At 64.3% G+C, this 17,219-nt stretch carries 18 protein-coding genes and 1 pseudogene; 6 read left to right on the top strand and 13 right to left on the bottom strand.

Annotated elements, in window-relative coordinates; translation table 11 throughout:
• Window positions 1-127: 127 nt before the first annotated feature.
• The 4 genes from AC4OR5_RS18590 to pycTIR form a co-directional block, all read right to left on the bottom strand.
• The gene (locus AC4OR5_RS18590) at window positions 128-301 is read right to left on the bottom strand and encodes a hypothetical protein (RefSeq protein ID WP_016712140.1); all 174 of its coding nucleotides are present in this window, start codon (window positions 299-301) and stop codon (window positions 128-130) included.
• Between the two features lie 319 nt (window positions 302-620).
• Complete coding sequence (locus tag AC4OR5_RS18585; protein ID WP_073624886.1) at window positions 621-1,394, bottom strand: E2 domain-associated cysteine-rich protein; 774 nt, start codon at window positions 1,392-1,394, stop codon at window positions 621-623.
• Window positions 1,391-2,935 (bottom strand): Pycsar phage resistance system uridylate cyclase PycC, encoded by a 1,545-nt coding sequence (gene pycC / locus AC4OR5_RS18580; RefSeq protein ID WP_003127475.1) that lies wholly within the window; start codon window positions 2,933-2,935, stop codon window positions 1,391-1,393. The genes AC4OR5_RS18585 and pycC overlap by 4 nt, the downstream gene beginning before the upstream one ends.
• 80 nt (window positions 2,936-3,015) lie before the next feature.
• Window positions 3,016-3,942, bottom strand: a complete 927-nt coding sequence (gene pycTIR / locus AC4OR5_RS18575; RefSeq protein ID WP_010562503.1) for a Pycsar phage resistance system effector protein PycTIR — start codon at window positions 3,940-3,942, stop codon at window positions 3,016-3,018.
• Between the two features lie 364 nt (window positions 3,943-4,306).
• Here pycTIR and AC4OR5_RS18570 point away from each other — a divergent pair.
• Window positions 4,307-4,369: pseudogene (locus AC4OR5_RS18570) on the top strand (hypothetical protein); the annotation flags it as partial.
• Between the two features lie 10 nt (window positions 4,370-4,379).
• Here the strand turns inward: AC4OR5_RS18570 and AC4OR5_RS18565 are convergent.
• The 3 genes from AC4OR5_RS18565 to AC4OR5_RS18555 form a co-directional block, all read right to left on the bottom strand.
• Entirely contained in the window at window positions 4,380-4,787 is a 408-nt protein-coding gene (locus AC4OR5_RS18565) for a hypothetical protein (RefSeq protein ID WP_003093113.1), read from the bottom strand.
• A gap of 23 nt (window positions 4,788-4,810) precedes the next feature.
• A complete protein-coding gene (locus AC4OR5_RS18560; protein ID WP_015502380.1) occupies window positions 4,811-5,545 on the bottom strand; it encodes a substrate-binding periplasmic protein in 735 nt (244 codons plus the stop codon).
• Window positions 5,546-5,634: 89 nt separating this feature from the next.
• A complete protein-coding gene (locus AC4OR5_RS18555) occupies window positions 5,635-6,774 on the bottom strand; it encodes an endonuclease/exonuclease/phosphatase family protein (RefSeq protein ID WP_003110387.1) in 1,140 nt (379 codons plus the stop codon).
• Window positions 6,775-6,835: 61 nt separating this feature from the next.
• Between AC4OR5_RS18555 and AC4OR5_RS18550 the strand changes: the two genes are divergently transcribed.
• Window positions 6,836-7,672, top strand: coding sequence for an SDR family oxidoreductase (locus AC4OR5_RS18550; RefSeq protein WP_003093110.1), 837 nt, complete (start codon window positions 6,836-6,838; stop codon window positions 7,670-7,672).
• A 6-nt stretch (window positions 7,673-7,678) separates the two neighbouring features.
• On the opposite strand, the gene AC4OR5_RS18545 is transcribed toward AC4OR5_RS18550, so the two are convergent.
• The 4 genes from AC4OR5_RS18545 to AC4OR5_RS18530 form a co-directional block, all read right to left on the bottom strand.
• Window positions 7,679-8,113 carry a VOC family protein gene (locus AC4OR5_RS18545; protein WP_004351586.1) on the bottom strand — a complete coding sequence of 145 codons (435 nt, stop codon included), beginning with the start codon at window positions 8,111-8,113 and terminating at the stop codon, window positions 7,679-7,681.
• Between the two features lie 66 nt (window positions 8,114-8,179).
• Window positions 8,180-8,836: a DUF7847 domain-containing protein gene (locus tag AC4OR5_RS18540; RefSeq protein WP_003093108.1), complete on the bottom strand. Its 657-nt coding sequence runs from the start codon at window positions 8,834-8,836 to the stop codon at window positions 8,180-8,182.
• Window positions 8,837-8,919: 83 nt separating this feature from the next.
• Window positions 8,920-10,014: a dimethylsulfone monooxygenase SfnG gene (gene sfnG, locus AC4OR5_RS18535; protein ID WP_003093107.1), complete on the bottom strand. Its 1,095-nt coding sequence runs from the start codon at window positions 10,012-10,014 to the stop codon at window positions 8,920-8,922.
• 157 nt (window positions 10,015-10,171) lie between these two features.
• Window positions 10,172-10,753 (bottom strand): cysteine hydrolase family protein, encoded by a 582-nt coding sequence (locus tag AC4OR5_RS18530; RefSeq protein WP_058156807.1) that lies wholly within the window; start codon window positions 10,751-10,753, stop codon window positions 10,172-10,174.
• A gap of 99 nt (window positions 10,754-10,852) precedes the next feature.
• Between AC4OR5_RS18530 and AC4OR5_RS18525 the strand changes: the two genes are divergently transcribed.
• The 3 genes from AC4OR5_RS18525 (at window position 10,853) to rhlE1 (ending at window position 13,565) form a co-directional block, all read left to right on the top strand.
• Window positions 10,853-11,569, top strand: a complete 717-nt coding sequence (locus tag AC4OR5_RS18525; protein ID WP_058156806.1) for a DUF2076 domain-containing protein — start codon at window positions 10,853-10,855, stop codon at window positions 11,567-11,569.
• A 65-nt stretch (window positions 11,570-11,634) separates the two neighbouring features.
• On the top strand, window positions 11,635-12,138 hold the full coding sequence (locus AC4OR5_RS18520; RefSeq protein WP_003093104.1) for a LabA-like NYN domain-containing protein: 504 nt from the start codon (window positions 11,635-11,637) through the stop codon (window positions 12,136-12,138).
• Window positions 12,139-12,215: 77 nt separating this feature from the next.
• Window positions 12,216-13,565 carry an RNA helicase RhlE1 gene (gene rhlE1, locus AC4OR5_RS18515; protein WP_019485124.1) on the top strand — a complete coding sequence of 450 codons (1,350 nt, stop codon included), beginning with the start codon at window positions 12,216-12,218 and terminating at the stop codon, window positions 13,563-13,565.
• 22 nt (window positions 13,566-13,587) lie between these two features.
• Here the strand turns inward: rhlE1 and AC4OR5_RS18510 are convergent, their stop codons facing one another.
• The gene (locus AC4OR5_RS18510; protein WP_071536192.1) at window positions 13,588-14,829 is read right to left on the bottom strand and encodes a TIGR03862 family flavoprotein; all 1,242 of its coding nucleotides are present in this window, start codon (window positions 14,827-14,829) and stop codon (window positions 13,588-13,590) included.
• 293 nt (window positions 14,830-15,122) lie between these two features.
• The gene (locus tag AC4OR5_RS18505; RefSeq protein ID WP_003093094.1) at window positions 15,123-15,752 is read right to left on the bottom strand and encodes a response regulator transcription factor; all 630 of its coding nucleotides are present in this window, start codon (window positions 15,750-15,752) and stop codon (window positions 15,123-15,125) included.
• 281 nt (window positions 15,753-16,033) lie between these two features.
• On the opposite strand from AC4OR5_RS18505, the gene rocR reads away from it, so the two are divergent.
• Entirely contained in the window at window positions 16,034-17,212 is a 1,179-nt protein-coding gene (gene rocR, locus AC4OR5_RS18500) for a two-component system response regulator cyclic di-GMP-specific phosphodiesterase RocR (RefSeq protein ID WP_003106013.1), read from the top strand.
• Window positions 17,213-17,219: the final 7 nt, after the last annotated feature.

Raw genomic sequence — 17,219 nt, 5'->3', positions numbered from 1 at the left:
GAGGGCCATTGACCCAGTAGGGCTTGATGGCTTCCTCTTCGCCTAGTTGGGTAGTCGCGAATGATGGGGTTGAATGTGCATGCCTGCTTGACTGTCTTGAGCATCTGCTCGACTCCCTGAGAAATACTTAATCGTTGCTCGACTGACTGGAGGGTGGGGTGGGCTGCGGAATGGAAAGCTCCTGACTCACCTGCTGCAGAAACCACTCACGCATGGTCAACCCACGCGCCTTGAGTGCGGCGTAGATCTGCTGCTTTTGGGCAGGATCAACCTCGATCACAACGCGATTGCTAGTTTTCATAGGCATGGGCACCTGGCTTAGGTTTGTAACGTGACGTGATGTTATGTTCGAAGGGGAGGGGCTGGAAGCCCTGGCGTACATTAATTTATTTTCTCTTTTAGGAGCATCTTGAGGTAGGCCCCCGTGGCCTGGCCGTTACTTCTGCCAAGTACTAAAAACGGGGTACCGGCCGGTCATCATGGCCTTCGACTGCTCAGGGTTAAGATCCTGTTGTTGCTCCTGCCAGTTGCCTGATCAGACGAAACGTCCCCGGTATGAGCGGCGGGCTGCTAGTCCAGATGCCGACTCGCCTGGGGACCAGCCCGAATTACACCGGGACTTATGGGCTGAGTGGGCAGCTATCGCAGGAACCACAGCAAGGCTTGCCGTGCATGGAGTCCCAATATTGCCGCTCAGCCTCTTCCCAGTCCCGCAATGCGAAAGCCAGTTCGGTAGCCTGCTTTGCATGGTCATGGCAGCGTCGAATTCGTTTAGGACGGCGGCGTCCATACAGGCCGCAGAAGCAGCGCCTTTTTTGGTTGATTACCCGCCGGGACTTTTCCCACACGCTAAACAAAGGCACTGTTCCGGAGATCACATCCAAGATAGGTCGCTCTTTGGACTTTCTGCGCTTGAGCCCTAGCTGATTTACCGCAAGATCGTTAGCGATTTTGCCACTGATTGCGCTCGCAGCCTTCTGCGCTCGCAGTTGATGTCGAGCTGCGTCGCCGTGTGCCCACGCGGAACCATTCGGCCATCTGCGCAGAGTGCGAGCGCGCTCTTGAAGCTTTAGGTATTTGTAGATTGTCTCAAGCCAGGCACGAGCGGACGGCTCGTCTGAGACAGGAAGCGGATTGGCGCCCGCGTAAAACAGACAGAACGTACCATCATAATTGATGTGCCGTTCCGGGCAAAAGCCTGGCAAGTGATGTGGTGTGCTTTCGCGTGCTTCTATCCATTCACCGTCTTGGCGTAAATGCAGCTTGTAGGGGAGCGTTCTCCCGTCCACCAGCCGAATCGGAAGATCAAGCGTTGCTGTCTGCGGAACGGATGTTACACAGGTACCCCCGAAATCTGGGGCGACCTGTGCAATCAGGTCGAGCGCTGTGCTCAACGGCTGCCGTCTACTTTCTGGCGGGAGTGGGGCTGCACCTGACGCTCATCTGCGCGAATGATGGCGGCGGAACCCGCATAGGCTTCCGAGCGAGCTTGCTTCGCAGATGCGTCCCCATCATCTGCCAGGGCTTCGGTAGCTTCGTTGTAGTCCAGGTGTGATGTCTTACGACTCTTCCCAAACAGGTTCTGCACAGCTTTCGATGCTGCGTCGTAAGCTACTTGCCCGATCGCGGTTTCCACCCCCGAACACGCGCATTGGCGTTTCTCAGACTCGATCACGCTACGCCCGATAGCGCACCTAACTCTATTACCCTTGGCGCCCAGGCGCGTGACGGCTATTGGGCCCAGATCGAAGCCAATCGCGAGGCCGAGGTCGCCGGTTTCAATACCTTCGGCGTTCAGCCGCTCAATTGCGAGATTGAAGCTGCTGCGCAGTGCACCTGCTAGCCGTGTGGCCTCGGATACTGACTTCTCTTCGTCAGTAGTATGCGCGGTGCCGTCACAGGATAGGGCTTGCACGCAGTCTCCGATGAAGCGCACCCGGCGCCCTTCGAAGTCGGAAGTCACGACCCGCTCCAGCTCGGAGCGGATGACATGCAAAGTCCGCACGACATCGTCGGTCTTCTCGTTGATGTGATCGGCCACGTAGGCTGTGAAGCCATCAATATCGGCGTAGAGGCTCACCATCTCCTGTCGCTTCGAGTTGGCCGGAGTCAGCGAGTAAATGTCCATATCACGCAGGGGTGGGGTTTGGCGGGAAAACTGGTAACCGCCAATGGGGTTCTTTTTCAGATCCTCACGCCACTCCTCGACGATCTCGTCGGACGTGACATCCAGCTTGGCCGCATCCTGACATGCCTTGATCTCTATCGCGGTTAGGGCAGATTTTTCCGGCTCATCGCTTTCCGCAAGGCCGATGGCCTTACGAGCATTGTTGGTCAGATAGATACCCCTGGCCTTGTTATTACTGGCCAGTTTCGCGGCATGGTTCGCTGGATCGCCCAGGAACAAGGGTTCGCGGTACCCGCTGCGGCCATTGTTTACAGCAAGAGCTAGGCCGGTATCGATGCCAATTCGAACCTTGGCTGCTGGGATTTGCTCATCGTCGTCGCCCGTCTCTGCAAGCACGTCAATGATCAATTGCGCAGTCGCAACGGCGCGTTGAACACGCTTGGTCTCAGCGCCGGACTCAGTGTTGTACGGCTTAGTGAAAAGGGAGTGCAGCCGCTGACTGTGGAAGTCGACGCGGCGCGCATCAACCTTGTTGAGAATTCGCTTGACTGCCCGGTAGTGCTGGTCAAGAAAGCGCAGCGTGCGCTTGTGACACTCTGTGCCCTCGACTGCAGTGATGTTCAGCATGTCCTCGAGATTCATGATGTCCGCATACATGTGGACCCCATCCACGCGGTACGCGGTACTGGTAGGAATCGATTCCAACGACATGTCGCGCACGTAATCCTTGATGGTGATTTCCTCAACATCAGCGATCTTCTGGTCTATGTGTTTTGCAGCGCGATCATGGTTCCAGCTCTTGCTCATCGATCACTCCTTCGGGTGATTGGGCGCGCTGCAATGCGGTAGGCAAGCGCATGCCAAATTTGCTTGTTGACAGATATCCGTTACTTCGGTCCTAGCTTGTTGAAAATGGTGCGTAGCTGATTGCAGGCTGGAGATAGGCTGGAGGGCAGCTGGTCTTCACTTTTCGTTAGGCGATATCCGATGGTTGTCAGCCCTTTCAGATCTGACGGCAGATGTACCTCGTCACCCCTAGGCTCAAGAAGGAAGGTTCGTGCCCTGCCAAGTCGTCCTACGAACAGGCCAAGCTCGAAAATGACGTTGTCGCGCGGCGTATTCTTGGTTTCCTCGCGCATTGTGACGGAGTCGTCCGGCTGTGCGATTGCGATGGCAAAATCGCACTCGTCCAGTTGCTCTTCGAGGCTTTCAAGGGCGTACTGCGATGCGCGGAAAACGCCTTGTGTCCAGGTCTTTACGAAGAACTTGTCGTGCTCAAGGTTATTCTCGATTGCCCGGGCAATAGGGAGTGCCTCGACCGAGCAAATGATGAATACGTGGGATGACTGATGGGCAGGAAGCACCATGTCGTTTCGCTGGTGTAGTCGATCGACCAGTTGCCGAGTGACCTGTCGCCAAACCGAGGGATACGCGTCCGCAATGGACTTGAAGTCTGCCGCGCTGACCTTCAAGACAATCGAGGGCTCGGTGGCCAGTACAGTAGCAGAGCGCTTCGCTGTTGGGACCAGAGCAGCCATTTCTCCGACGTGATCGCCGCCCCCTCGTGTTGCGACTTCACGATCATGGACCTTCACCTGGAAATGCCCTGTGATGATGAAATAAACCTCGGAGTCCTCCGCGTCCTCGGTAATGAGCACAGCATCCTTAGCGATCTCCTCCAGCGTTCCTACCTCTGCGAGGCGGCGTGCTAGGTCTTGATTTCCGAGTACCAGCTTCTGCTCAAGCAGTACTTCCTCAAGAACGGCGCGGCCTGACGGCCCTTCAAAGCGATCGATCAACTTCCCAGTAGTCATGATGGTGAGCATTCCCTTGCGAAGAGGTTGCGGGGGCGTTCACAGAGAAATGGGGACGTGCGTCACCCTTTCAAGGGGCGCTGAAGAAAAGATCTGGGCATGGCGGGCGCTCAGGGACGCAGGTTCAAACTCTGTTTGATTGCATTCGGGAGTAGTGGGCCGAATGTTCAGTGTCAAACATTTTGTGCTGTAAGACCTGACGTGCTCTGGTACACCTGTCAAACCTTCTCTTGATTGGCGTCAGTTTTTGTCAATCAATGGGGGTGAGTTTGACGGTCAATGGGGAGTCGCCGAAATAGCATCATAGGTAGGGATTACGGGCGATTTGGCGGTGTCAATCGAAGGAACGTAATTTGATACCTCACATTATTGGCCGGACGACCCGCTGGTGGCCGAGGCCACTGCCCGGGCCAAGCCACGCAAGTAGTCGACGGCGCTCAGAGCACCCGGGTCAGGTCGTCGTCGAGGAAGTGCCGGAAACTCAGGCGCTGGCCGTCGGCGAAGTCGAAGTGGCTGTCCAGGGTCGGGCCGTTGAGGACGAACTCCAGGGCCAGCAGGCGCACACCGACCAGGCCGCGCTGCCGGCCGAGGTCGTGCAGGCGGTACTCGCCCGGGCCTTCGTCGTTCTCGCAGGGCCGCGGCGCTTCGCCGCTGCGCCAGAACACCGTCTCGCCCTCGAAGTAGAGGCGATACCAGCGTTGCTCGAACTGCAGGTAGACCACGTTCACCGGATCGGCCGGACGGCCTTCCCACCACCATTCCTGGATCAGCAGCGACTGGCAGACCTGTCCGCGCAGGGCGGGCTGTTCGCCGTTGATCGTGCAGCAGGGGATGGCGGTATGCATCGGGCTCCTCCTCCGGGGTCGGTTCACAGCAGGGACAGGTCGGCGCCGTCGCTCCGCAACTGGTCGTAGGCCTGGTCCAGGCGGTCGCGCAGCGCTTCGGCGCCGGGAATGTGGCGCGAGACGATCATCCGCAGCGGCAGGCGGTACAGTTCCTGGCTTGCCAACGCCTGGCGGCTGGCCGCTTCCACCGGCGCCTGGTAGTCGAGCAGGTAGTCGCCGCGCCCGAGTTCGAGCATGCGCAAGGCGGCGTGGTGGGTGCCGGTGCGGTACAGGCGCAGGTGCAGGTTGGGGTCCTGGATGAAGTCGGTGACCGGTTTCCAGTAGCTGTAGCCGCTGATCAGGATCAGCCGGCGTCCGGCCAGGTCCTGGGGAACCCGCGGTGCCGGCTGGTGCGCCGGGTAGTACAGGTTCAGGCTGACGTGGCCGAGCACGCGCCGCGCCTGGAGGGTGTCGGCGGCCAGCTCCGGCTTGGCCGCGCCGGCCCACAGCGCCACGCTGCCATCCTGCAGCCCCAGGTACAGGCGCGCGCTGGGCAGGGCGCGGAACGCCGGACGATAGCCGGCCCGCTCCAGCAGCAGGCGGACCAGGCGGGCGCCGGAACCGGCGGCGTGGCCATCCCGGGCGGTATAGATGTAGGGGGGGAATTCGTAGTAGCCGACGTTCAACGACGGCCTTGCGTCCTGCGCATGGAGCTGCGGGGCGGCCAGCAGGGCGAACGCCAGCAGCGCGAGCAGGGGCGTTGTGTTGCGTAGGGGCATGGTGTGCGGCCTTGCCGTTTTTTGTTGTTATGAATGGGGGCGAAGCATGCGGCGCGCCGGGCCGCTTGTCCAGCCCGGCGCGCGCCCGGTCAATGGGGCAGCAGGAAGCGCGCGGCGAGCGGCAGGTGGTTGGAGATCTGCAGCGTATCGCTGCGCCGGACCCGGGCATCGAGACGGGTCAGCGAGGGGCTGTGGAACAGGTAGTCGAGGGTCCGATCCGGCCCCTGGACCCGTGGGTCGTTGGGGAAGTGCGTGTACCAGCGAACCTGGTCGACGCCACTGGCCTCTTCCAGCGACGGCACCATCGGGAAGCGCCCGCTCAGGACGGCCAGTTCGCTGTCTTCCCGGTAGGGCGCGCGCAGCGGCGCCAGCAGGTAGGGATACTGGCCGGGCGGCAGCAGGTTGAGGTCGCCGCCGAGCAGCCAGGGCGTGCGCCTGGCCTGCAGTTCGTCGAGCAGCGTACGGGTGGTCTCGACCTGGCGCTCGAGGGTGTCGTCGTTCGCCTGCGGGCGGTCGAAGCGGGCGTTGAGCACGGCCAGCTCGCCGCCGCCGTCGATCGGCAGGTGGCTGACCAGGATCGCCGGGCGCGGCCCGAACAGGCGGTCGAACAGCCCGCCGTCGCGTGGCGGCAACTGGCGCCGCTCGGCGCTATCGATGCGATAGCGGCTCAGGGTGGCCTGCTTGCGGCCGACGCTGCCGAAGATGTGCGGCGTCGGCACGAAGGCCGACTTCCACTCGTAGGCCTGGGCGCTGCAATGGTAGAGATCGTTGATGCGCTCCTGGATCAGTGCCAGTTGGTCCTGATCGTCGGTGGCGCTGGAGCCGTCGTCGATCTCCTGGAGCAGGACCAGGTCCGGCTGCTCGTCGCGGATCACCCGGACCACCTCGTCGAGGGTGAACGCCAGGTCTTCGGCGGTGGGACGCTGGTCCGGGCCGGTGGCATCCGGCAGGTCGTCCCAGAAGACGTAGCGCTTGCCGGCCAGGTACTGGATGTTCCAGGTCATCACCTTCAGGGCCTGCCCCGGCTTCAGCGCCGGCGCGGCGCCCTGGCAATGCAGGGGCGCGGCTTCACGATCGGCGGGTTGCCAGCTCAGCAGGTAGCTGGCGAGCAGGGCGCCGCCGACCAGCAGGAGCAGGCCGACGAACAGCAGGTTGCGTAGACGGGGCAGTGACATCGCAATCGAGACTATGCTGGAAAGGACCAGAGCATAGAGCTTGCCGCCGCGCATTTCACCCTTGCCGGTCGAATTGACGCAAGGGTTCGCGTTTTTTCGAGCGGGAGGGTATCGCATGCCGCGCAAGGTATTCAGCAGCCAGGCCTACCGCCACAAGGTGGTGCTGGTCAGTGGTGGTTGTTCCGGCATCGGTCGCGCGCTGGCGCTGCGTTTCGCCCGGGCCGGTGCGCGACTGGCGATCCTCGACCTCGACCAGGCGGCGCTGGACAGCCTGGTCCAGCACCTGCGCGACCACCTCGGCGGCGAGGCGCTCGGCCTGCGCTGCGACGTTGCCGACGCCGATGCGGTGGAGCGTGCCGTGGCGCTGGCGGTGGAGCGCTTCGGCGGCATCGACGTGCTGGTCAACAACGCCGGCATCACCCACCGCGGTACCTTCGCCGAAACCGGCCTGGGGGTTTTCCGCAAGGTCATGGCGGTGAACTTCTTCGGCGCCGTGCATTGCACCCGCGCGGCGCTGCCGAGCCTGCTCGAACGGCGCGGGCAGATCGTCGTGCTCAGTTCGCTGACCGGTTTCGCCCCGTTGCTCTACCGCAGCGCCTACAACGCCAGCAAGCATGCCTTGCACGGTCTGTTCGATACCCTGCGGATGGAGCTGGAAGGCACCGGCGTCAGCGTGACCCTGGCCTGCCCGGGATTCACCGCCACCGACCTGCGCAAGAACGCGCTGGTCGGCGATGGCTCGGTGACTCGCCAGCCGGTGCAAGTGCTGGGCAGCCAGGTGGCATCGCCGGTGGAGGTCGCCGAGGCGATCTTCCAGGGCGCCGCGCGGCGCCGGCGCCTGCTGGTGCTGTCCAACGTCAACTGGCGGGCGCGGCTGCTGGCGCGCTTCTTTCCGCGTCTCTTCGAAAAGCTGCTGGTGCCGCGCCTGTCGGGACTCAAGCCGCAACCCTGACGGCGCTCAGTGGGCGTGGTCGTGGGCGTCGAAGCCCTGGCTCATGTCCCAGTAGGAGGCCTCGACCTTGTGCCCGTCGAGGTCGCGGATGAAACACCCGTAGTAGGGCTCGCCGTAAAGCGGACGCGGGCCCGGCGCGCCCTCGTCGCCTGCGCCGGCGGCCAGGGCCGCGGCGTGGAAGGCGTCGACCTGGGCCTTGCTGTCGGCGAAGAAGCCGACGTGGCTGCCGTTGCCGACGCTGGCGGGACGGCCGTCGATCGGCGCCTGCACCCAGAACTCCGGATAGAGCTTGCCGTAGGCCACGGCGCCGGGGTATTCGAGGATCACCTTGCAGCCGAGGGCGGCCATCACCGTGTCGTAGAAGGCTCGGGCACGGGGAAAGTCGTTGGTGCCGATGGACAGGTGGGAAATGCAGCTGGGGTTGGCCGATTCGTCGCTCATGGTCCGTTCCTCGAGGCAGGGCTCGTCAAGCATAGGCCAGCGCGGCGAATCGGCGCGCGGCGCCGTTCACATCCCGTTGCGTGGCGCCGGACCGAGGCTGTAGATGCGGAAGGCGACGATGGTCAACAGCAGCTGGAAGAACCCGCTGAGCGTATGCAGGGCGACCCGCAGCACGACAGCGTCGCCGGCCGAATCGGCGAGCCAGGCTTCCAGGCTCCAGACCGGCAGCAGGATCACCAGCGAACAGGCGAGGATCAGGAAGAATCGCCCACGGGTGAACTCGAAGCTTTCCCGCAGCGCCTGCAGCGGACTACGGCCGCGCAGCACCAGGCAGAATTCGGCGAAGGCCAGCTTCACCATGACGAAGATGCCCGGCAGGATCAGCAGCGACAGGCCGAGCACGATCAGCAGCGAAGTCAGCGCCGCGAGTAGCGCGAAGGCTGGCCACAGGCGCAGCGCGGCGCTCCACAGCTGGCCGACGCGAGGCCGCTCGTCGCGCCCGCGCGCGTCCATGAACAGGATCAGGGCTGCGGTGTAGAGCGGGTAGAAGAGCAGTCCGGCGACCAGGCTCCAGGCGCCCATCTGCTGGGGGCCGACGGCTTCGTCGATCTGCTGCTGGAGCAGGCTTTCGAGGAATATCCAGGGCAGGCAGAGCGGCACCAGGGTGGTCAGGTGGCGGGTGAAGAAGAACCAGGCGTCACGCAGCGGCAGCAGAGGATTCATTGCGGGTCGGCAGATCGGATACGAGCCCGCGACTCTAACCCAGCCGGCCGCCGAGGCCAACGCCTGGCGGCCGCCGTTGCCGATCAGGCCGCTTCGCGGGCCTGGGCCTGCTCCAGTTCGCGGACCAGCGGCAACACGTGCTTGCCGAAATACTCCACTTCTTCGTGGAAGTGCAGGAAGGCCGACAGCACCAGGTCGACCCCGGCCGCCTTCAGCGCGACGATGCGTTCGGCGATCTGCCGTGGCGTGCCGATCAGGTTGGTCTTGAAGCCGTCGTTGTATTGCACCAGGTCTTCGAAAGTGGATTTGGCCCAGTTGCCATCGCCCTCCGGCGAGGCCTTGCCGGCCTGTTTCACCGCGTCGCCGAAGGCGTTCACCGCCTCGTAGTCGGCCTTGGCGATGATCTCGTCGAGCACCGCCCGCGCTTCCTCCTCGGTGTCGCGAGCAATGATGAAGGCGTTCACTCCGACCTTGACCGAATGGCCGTTGGCCGCCGCCTTGGCGCGGATGTCCTCGACCTGGGCGCGGATGCCGTCGATGCTGTTGCCGTTGGTGAAGTACCAGTCGGACACGCGCGAGGCCATGTCCCGTGCCGCCCGTGAGCTGCCGCCCTGGAAGATTTCCGGGTGCGGCTGCTGGATCGGCTTGGGTTTCAGGGTGTAGTCGTGGAAACGATAGAAATCGCCCTTGAAGGTGAAGTTTTCCTCGGTCCAGATGCCTTTCAGCACGCGGATGAACTCCTCGGAGCGCCGATAGCGTTCGTCGTGCTCCAGCCAGGGTTCGCCGATGCCGGTGAACTCTCCCTTGAACCAGCCGCTGACGATGTTCACCGCGACCCGGCCATTGGTCAGTTGGTCGATCGTCGCCAGTTGCTTGGCCACCACCGCCGGATGCCAGGGGCCAGGCAGGATCGCCGCGATCACCTTGAGCTTCTCGGTGGCCGCCAGCAGGGCGTGGCTGATGGCCACCGACTCGTGCTGGTACTCGGCGCCGTAGCCGGCGGTGAAGCGGATCTGCGAGAGGGCGTAGTCGAAGCCGTTGCGTTCCGCCAACTGGGCCAGCTTGCGGTTGTAGTCGATGTCCCAGCTGGTGCGCTGCTCGATCTTGCTCACCACCAGGCCGCCGCTGACGTTGGGGACCCAGTAGGCGAAGCGGATCGGCTGTTGCTCTTGGCTCATCGGGGGTATCTCCGGGTAGGGGCGTGGTCCGGTGTCTATGAAGGAACCGTGCCATCCCGGATTCATGTTTTCGAATCAATGGCTTATGGGGGGTATGGCGGAACCGGCCTGTCTTCTGCCGGACAGCCCTGTTGTCCCGCTGTTGCCCGGCAGACAGTCAGGCCGGCAAGCGCTGCAACAGTTCGGCGGCGCGCAGTACCACGGCGTACTCGCCGTGCAGGTTGGCCAACGCCATCGCATGTACCTCGTCGGCGCTGCGCGGGGTGCCGTGGAAATCGGGCTTGGCGAAGGTGAAGCAGGCGTCGGCCACTACCCAGGTCTGGAAGCCGAGGTTGCCGGCGCTGCGTGCGCTGGCTTCCACCGAGTTCTCCGTGGCTACCCCGACGAGCGCCACCTGGTGGATGTCGCGGACATGGAGCCAGCGTTGCAGGCCGCTGTTGACGAAGGCGTCGGGAACGTTCTTCTCGAACACCGCCTCGTCGTCGCGCGGCGCCAGCGCTGGCTGGAACTCCACGCCGGGCTGGCCGGGCGCGAAGGGCGAGCCGGGCTGCCGGGAAATGTGCCGGACGTGCACCACCGGCCAGCCGGCGGCGCGCCAGGCGGCAAGCAGTTCGACGATGCGCGCCTCGGCGCCGGGATTGTTGCGCGGCGGCAGGTCGTCGCGCTGCATGCCGCGTTGCAGGTCGACGATCAGCAGGGCGACCTGGGGCCGTGCGGAGCGCTGGGTGTGGTCATTCATCGGGAATTCACCGGAGGAACTTGAGATCGTGCAGGGTGCTCCAATATTTCCCTTTGGTGCAATCCATCCTTCCTTCTCGAAATGCAGTCGAGGCGTGCGATGAAATCCGATGAGAAAACCCTGATCGACGGCCTGTTCAGCCGCCTGCGCGAGGCCGAGGGGCAGTCCGCTCCGCGTGACGCCGAGGCCGAGGCGCAGATCAACCAGCACCTGGTGCGGCAGCCGGCGGCGCCGTACTACATGGCGCAGGTGGTGCTGATCCAGGAAGCCGCGCTGAAGCGCCTCGACCAACGGGTGAAGGAGCTCGAGGCGCAGGTCGCCCAGTTGCAGCAGAGCCGTCCGAGCAGCGGCGGCTTCCTCTCTGGCCTGTTCGGCGGCGGCGTGCGCGACGAGCCGGCGCCGAGCCAACCGGGGCGCCCGGCGGGCTGGGGCGAGACGCGTTTCTCCAATCCGGCGGCGGGGGGCGGCGACATGCGTCCGGGTATGGCGCCCGCCGCGGCGGCCGCGCCTTCGCGGGCCAGCGGTTTTCTCGGCGGCGCGTTGCAGACGGCCGCCGGGGTCGCTGGCGGGATGCTGGTGGCCGACCTGCTCACCGGCATGTTCCGCCACAGCCAACCGCAGGAAATCGTCGAGGTGATCCAGGACGTCCCGGTGGATAACCTCGACGCCAGCCAGTTTGCCGATCCCGAGCCGGCGACCGAGCGTTTCGCCGATAGCGACTATCCCACCGACGGCGGTTTCGCCGATGGCGATTTCAGCGATAGCGACTTCAACGACGACTCCAGCTTCCTCGGCGACGACGATTTGTTCACCTGACCGTTAGGGTTGCGGGCCGTGGGCTGCGATAATGGTGGCCCACTGCCGTCGTTCCGGAGTTCCCCTTGAGTCGTCCCGAGTCGCCCGCGGCGAAGAAGATCGCTGTCTTCGCCGATGTGCAGAACCTCTACTACACCGTGCGCCAGGCCTACGGCTGCCATCTCAACTACGCCGCCCTGTGGGCAGACATCGCTCGCGGCGGGAGCATCGTCGAGGCCTATGCCTACGCCATCGACCGCGGCGACCCGCGTCAGCAACAGTTCCAGCAGATTCTGCGCAACCTCGGTTTCACGGTGAAGCTGAAGCCCTACATCCAGCGTGCCGACGGCTCGGCCAAGGGTGACTGGGATGTCGGCATCACTATCGACGTACTGGATGCCGCGCCGCGGGTGGATGAAGTGGTGCTGCTCTCCGGTGACGGCGACTTCGATCTGCTGCTGGAGAAGGTCATCCGCGCCCACGGCGTCGTGGCTACGGCCTACGGGGTGCCTGGCCTGACCGCCAACGCGCTGATCCGCGCGGCGTCGCGCTACGTGCCGATCGAGGGCGGACTGCTGCTCAAGGGCTGACCGGCCGCGCGCCAGAGGACGATGGGAGACGGCGAATCCGCTAGAATGCCGTCCGTTTCCTTTTTTCCGAGCCGCTCATGACGTTCGCTTCCCTCGGTCTGCTCGACCCCCTGCTCAAGGCCCTCGAAGGGCTCGGCCACGGCACGCCCACGCCGATCCAGGCCCAGGCCATACCTCCGGCGCTCAAGGGCCGCGACCTGCTCGCCGCAGCACAGACCGGCACCGGCAAGACCGCCGGTTTCGCCCTGCCGTTGCTGCAGCGGCTGACCCTGGAGGGGCCGCAGGTCGCTGCCAACTCGGTGCGCGCACTGGTCCTGGTTCCGACCCGCGAACTGGCCGAGCAGGTCCACGCCAGTATTCGCGACTACGGCCAGCACCTGCCGCTGCGTACCGCGGTGGCCTACGGTGGGGTCAGCATCAACCCGCAGATGATGAAGCTGCGCAAGGGGGTGGATATCCTCGTCGCCACTCCCGGGCGGCTGCTCGACCTGTATCGGCAGAACGCGGTGAAGTTCGCCCAGCTCCAGGCGCTGGTGCTGGACGAAGCCGATCGCATGCTCGACCTCGGTTTCGCCCGCGAGCTGGACGAACTGTTCGCCGCGCTGCCGCGCAAGCGCCAGACCCTGCTGTTTTCCGCGACCTTCTCCGACGCCATCCGCACGCTGGCCCGCGAACTGCTGCGCGACCCGCTGTCCATCGAGGTCAGTCCGCGCAATACCGCGGCGAAGAGCGTCAGGCAATGGCTGGTGCCGGTGGACAAGAAGCGCAAGGCCGAGCTGTTCTGCCACCTGTTGCAGGCCAATCGCTGGCGCCAGGCGCTGGTCTTCGCCAAGACCCGCAAGAGCGTCGAGGAACTGGTCGGACTGTTGCAGCGGCAGGGTATCGCCGCCGACTCGATCCATGGCGACAAGCCGCAGCCGGCGCGGCTGCGCGCCTTGCAGCGGTTCAAGGCCGGCGAGGTAGACCTGCTGGTAGCCACCGACGTGGCCGCGCGTGGCCTGGATATCGAGGAAATGCCGCTGGTGGTCAACTTCGACCTGCCGATCGTCGCCGAGGACTACGTGCATCGCATCGGCCGTACCGGCCGTGCCGGTGCCTCCGGCCAGGCGGTGTCGCTGGTCTGCGCCGACGAAGTGGAGCTGCTGGCGGCGATCGAGACACTGATCGGGCAGACCCTGCAGCGCCGCGAGGAGCCCGACTTCGAGCCGGAGCACCGGGTGCCGCAGACCGCGCCGGGCGGCGTGGTGCTGAAGAAACCGAAGAAGCCGAAGAAACCCAAGGCCGCGGAGAGCGCCGGCAAGCCCGGCAAGATCCACTTGGGCAGTTGGTTCGACAGCAGCGCGCCGACGGTCAAGGCGGTGCGCAAGGCGCCGGGCTTCGGCGCGGGCGCGGCGGGCAAGCCGAAGAAGCGGCCGTCCGGCAAATAGCGAGGCGCTGGCGTACTGGCCTCTAGCCCCTGCCGCGCAACCAGGCCGCCGCGCCGAGTCCGGCTACGCGCCCGCTGGCGAAGCAGGCGGTCAACAGGTAGCCGCCGGTGGGCGCCTCCCAGTCGAGCATTTCCCCGGCGCAGAGCACACCGGGCAGGCCAGCGAGCATCAGGTTGCGGTCGAGCGCCTCGAAGCGCACGCCGCCGGCGCTGCTGATCGCTTCGTCCAGCGGACGCGGGCGCAGCAGCGTCAGCGGCAGGCGCTTGATCGCCGCCGCCAGGCGGGCCGGCTCGGCATAGGTGGCGGCGGGGGTGAGTTCACGCAGGAGGCCGGCCCGAACCCCATCGATGCCCAACTGGCTGCGCAGGTGATTGGCCATCGACCTGGAACCGCGCGGGCGAGCCAGGGCTGCCTCGATCTGCTCGCGACGCCTGTTCGGCAACAGGTCCAGCCATACTTCGGCCGATCCCTGTGCCTCGATCCGTTCGCGGATGGCGGCGGAGAGGGCATAGACCAGGCTGCCCTCGATACCGTCGCGGGTCACGACGAATTCGCCCTGGCGCGGCGTTTCGCCCGCCAGTCCCATGGCCACCGGTTTGACCGGAGCGCCGGAGAACTTGTCGCGAAACAGCTCGCTCCAGCCGCCGATCTCGAAACCGCAATTGCTTGGCCGCAGGGGCTCGACCTCGACGCCGCGTGCCCGCAGCAGGGGCACCCAGGCGCCGTCGGAGCCCAGGCGCTGCCAACTGCCGCCACCGAGCGCCAGGATCACGGCGTCGGCCCGTATCGACAGGCGCTCGGCGGCGCTCTGGATGTCCAGCGTACCGTCCGCGTTCCAGCCCAGCCAACGGCAGCGGGTATGGATGAGCACGCCTTGCTCGCGCAGGCGCTTGAGCCAGGCACGGAGCAACGGCGCGGCCTTCATGTCGGAGGGGAACACCCGGCCGGAACTGCCGACGAAGGTGTCGATACCCAGGCCGTGGATCCAGGCGCGCAACGCATCCGCGTCGAATTCGCCGAGCAGTGCGGCGATTTCCTTCTGGCGCCTGCCATAGCGGCCGAGGAATTGTTCCCTGGCCTCGGCATGGGTGATGTTCATGCCGCCGACGCCCGCGAGCAGGAATTTCCGGCCGACCGAGGGCATGGCGTCGAACACTTCCGTGCGTACGCCCGCCTGGCTCAGGACCTCCGCGGCCATCAGGCCTGCGGGACCGCCGCCGACGATGGCGACCTGGGGGGAAGGGGAGGATGCTTGACTGGGCATGTGGACGACGAGCGAGACCTGGGGAAACCGGCGTGCAGTGTAACCGAGGCGAAGACCGCCTCCGAGCCTTGTCGATGCCACCTGGTCCGCTCGCCGTGCGCCTGGTCAGGAACTGATCAACCGTCGGGAGGCCAGGCACGATGCGCTGCACGGAGCGTTTTTCGCACCTTATCCACAGGCGGTTCCACATGCTTTGTGGAAATCCGCTGACGCTCGTCGCGTGGCAGGAGCGGCTTCCGGTCGCGCTTGCCCGAAGGTGCCCTGGGCCTGGGCTTCGACAGCGAAGCGCCAGGTCAGTGGATCAGCGAATTGCGCTTGGCGAACTCCGCGAGGTCGACCAGCGAACCCAGGCCGAGCTTCTGCAGCAGGCGGGTCTTGTAGGTGCTGACGGTCTTGTTGCTGAGGAACAGCTTCTCGCCGATGGCCTTGTTCGAATAGCCCATGGCGAGATGCTGGAGGACGATCATCTCGCGGTCGGAGAGCAGGCCGATAAGCTCGCTTTCGGAAATGCGCTCCGGCGGGGTGCCGAGGGTATCGAACGTGAGCGAAGGAAAGAACGTGTAGCCAGCAATCACGGCGTTCAGGGCGTTGATCAGGTTGTTCAGGTCTTCTTCCTTGTTGACGAACCCACGGGCGCCGACCTGGATGCAGCGCTTGCAGAACGCCTCTGCGGATTGTGAAGTGAGTACCAGCACCTGGGTGCGCAGTTCCAGGGACTTGATCCGCGAGATCACGGTCAGGCCGTCGAGCTTGGGAATGCCGATGTCGAGAATCACCACGTCCGGTTCGTGCTCCCGGACCAACTGGATGGCATCCACGCCATTGTCCGTCTCGGCCACCACCTGCAAACCATGCTTTTCCAGCAGGACGCGCACGGCGAGGCGGATGACGGGGTGGTCGTCGACGATCAGGACGGTATGCATAAATTCGATTTACCTTGAGGGACCGGGGCAGGGTCGGGATTCGATTTCCCGGGCGCTGCCGCCGGTGGTCATCCATGTTGGGCGCTAGGCCGAGATCGCCGTCCAGAATAGCCTGTTGAGGCGGGGCGATTCGGTTTTTCATGTGGAACCATGCTAATCCAACCGAACCTCCAAATCAGTAGGAAAATTCCCACAAAACATGGGGACTTGTCCCATAGGTCTAGTAAGGGAAACACAGCAGTATATCGCCGGTATTTCCTGGAAACCCTGTGTGGACCGTGATGAATGATTTGAATGTTCTGGTGTTGGAGGATGAGCCTTTTCAGCGCCTGGTAGCCGTCACAGCCCTGAAGAAAGTGGTGCCCGGATCGATCCTCGAAGCGGCGGACGGCAAGGAGGCGGTGGCGATCCTGGAGTCCTGCGGACACGTCGACATCGCCATCTGCGACCTGCAGATGAGCGGCATGGACGGCCTGGCGTTCCTTCGCCACGCAAGCCTGAGCGGCAAGGTTCATTCGGTGATCCTCAGCAGCGAGGTGGATCCCATCCTGCGCCAGGCCACCATTTCGATGATCGAGTGCCTGGGCCTCAATTTTCTCGGCGACCTCGGCAAGCCATTCAGCCTGGAGCGGATCACCGCCCTGTTGACCCGCTACAACGCTCGTCGCCAGGACCTGCCGCGACAGATCGAAGTCGCCGAGCTGCCCTCCGTGGCGGACGTGGTGCGCGGCCTCGACAACGGCGAGTTCGAAGCCTACTACCAGCCCAAGGTGGCCCTGGATGGCGGCGGCCTGATCGGCGCCGAGGTCCTGGCACGCTGGAACCACCCGCATCTCGGCGTATTGCCGCCGTCGCATTTCCTCTATGTGATGGAAACCTACAACCTGGTCGACAAGCTGTTCTGGCAACTGTTCAGCCAGGGTCTGGCGACGCGCAGGAAGCTGGCGCAGTTGGGGCAGCCGATCAACCTGGCGTTCAACGTCCATCCTTCGCAACTGGGTTCGCGTGCGCTGGCCGAGAACATCTCGGCGTTGCTGACCGAGTTCCACCTGCCGCCCAGTTCGGTGATGTTCGAGATCACCGAGACCGGGTTGATCAGCGCTCCTGCCAGCAGCCTGGAGAACCTCGTGCGTCTGCGGATCATGGGCTGCGGCCTGGCGATGGACGATTTCGGCGCCGGCTATTCGTCCCTCGACCGGCTCTGCGAGTTTCCCTTCAGCCAGATCAAGCTGGACAGAACCTTCGTCCAGAAGATGAAGACCCAGCCCAGGAGTTGCGCCGTCATCAGCAGTGTCGTGGCGTTGGCGCAGGCGCTGGGAATTTCCCTGGTGGTGGAAGGGGTGGAGAGCGACGAACAACGGGTACGCCTGATCGAACTCGGTTGCTCCATAGCCCAGGGCTACCTGTTCGCCCGGCCGATGCCGGAACAGCACTTTCTCGACTATTGCTCCGGATCCTGACGCCGCC

The organism is Pseudomonas sp. YA1, from assembly GCF_058680555.1.
Note: the sequence above shows the minus strand (reverse complement) of the source record. Positions and strands in the feature narration are given on the sequence as shown.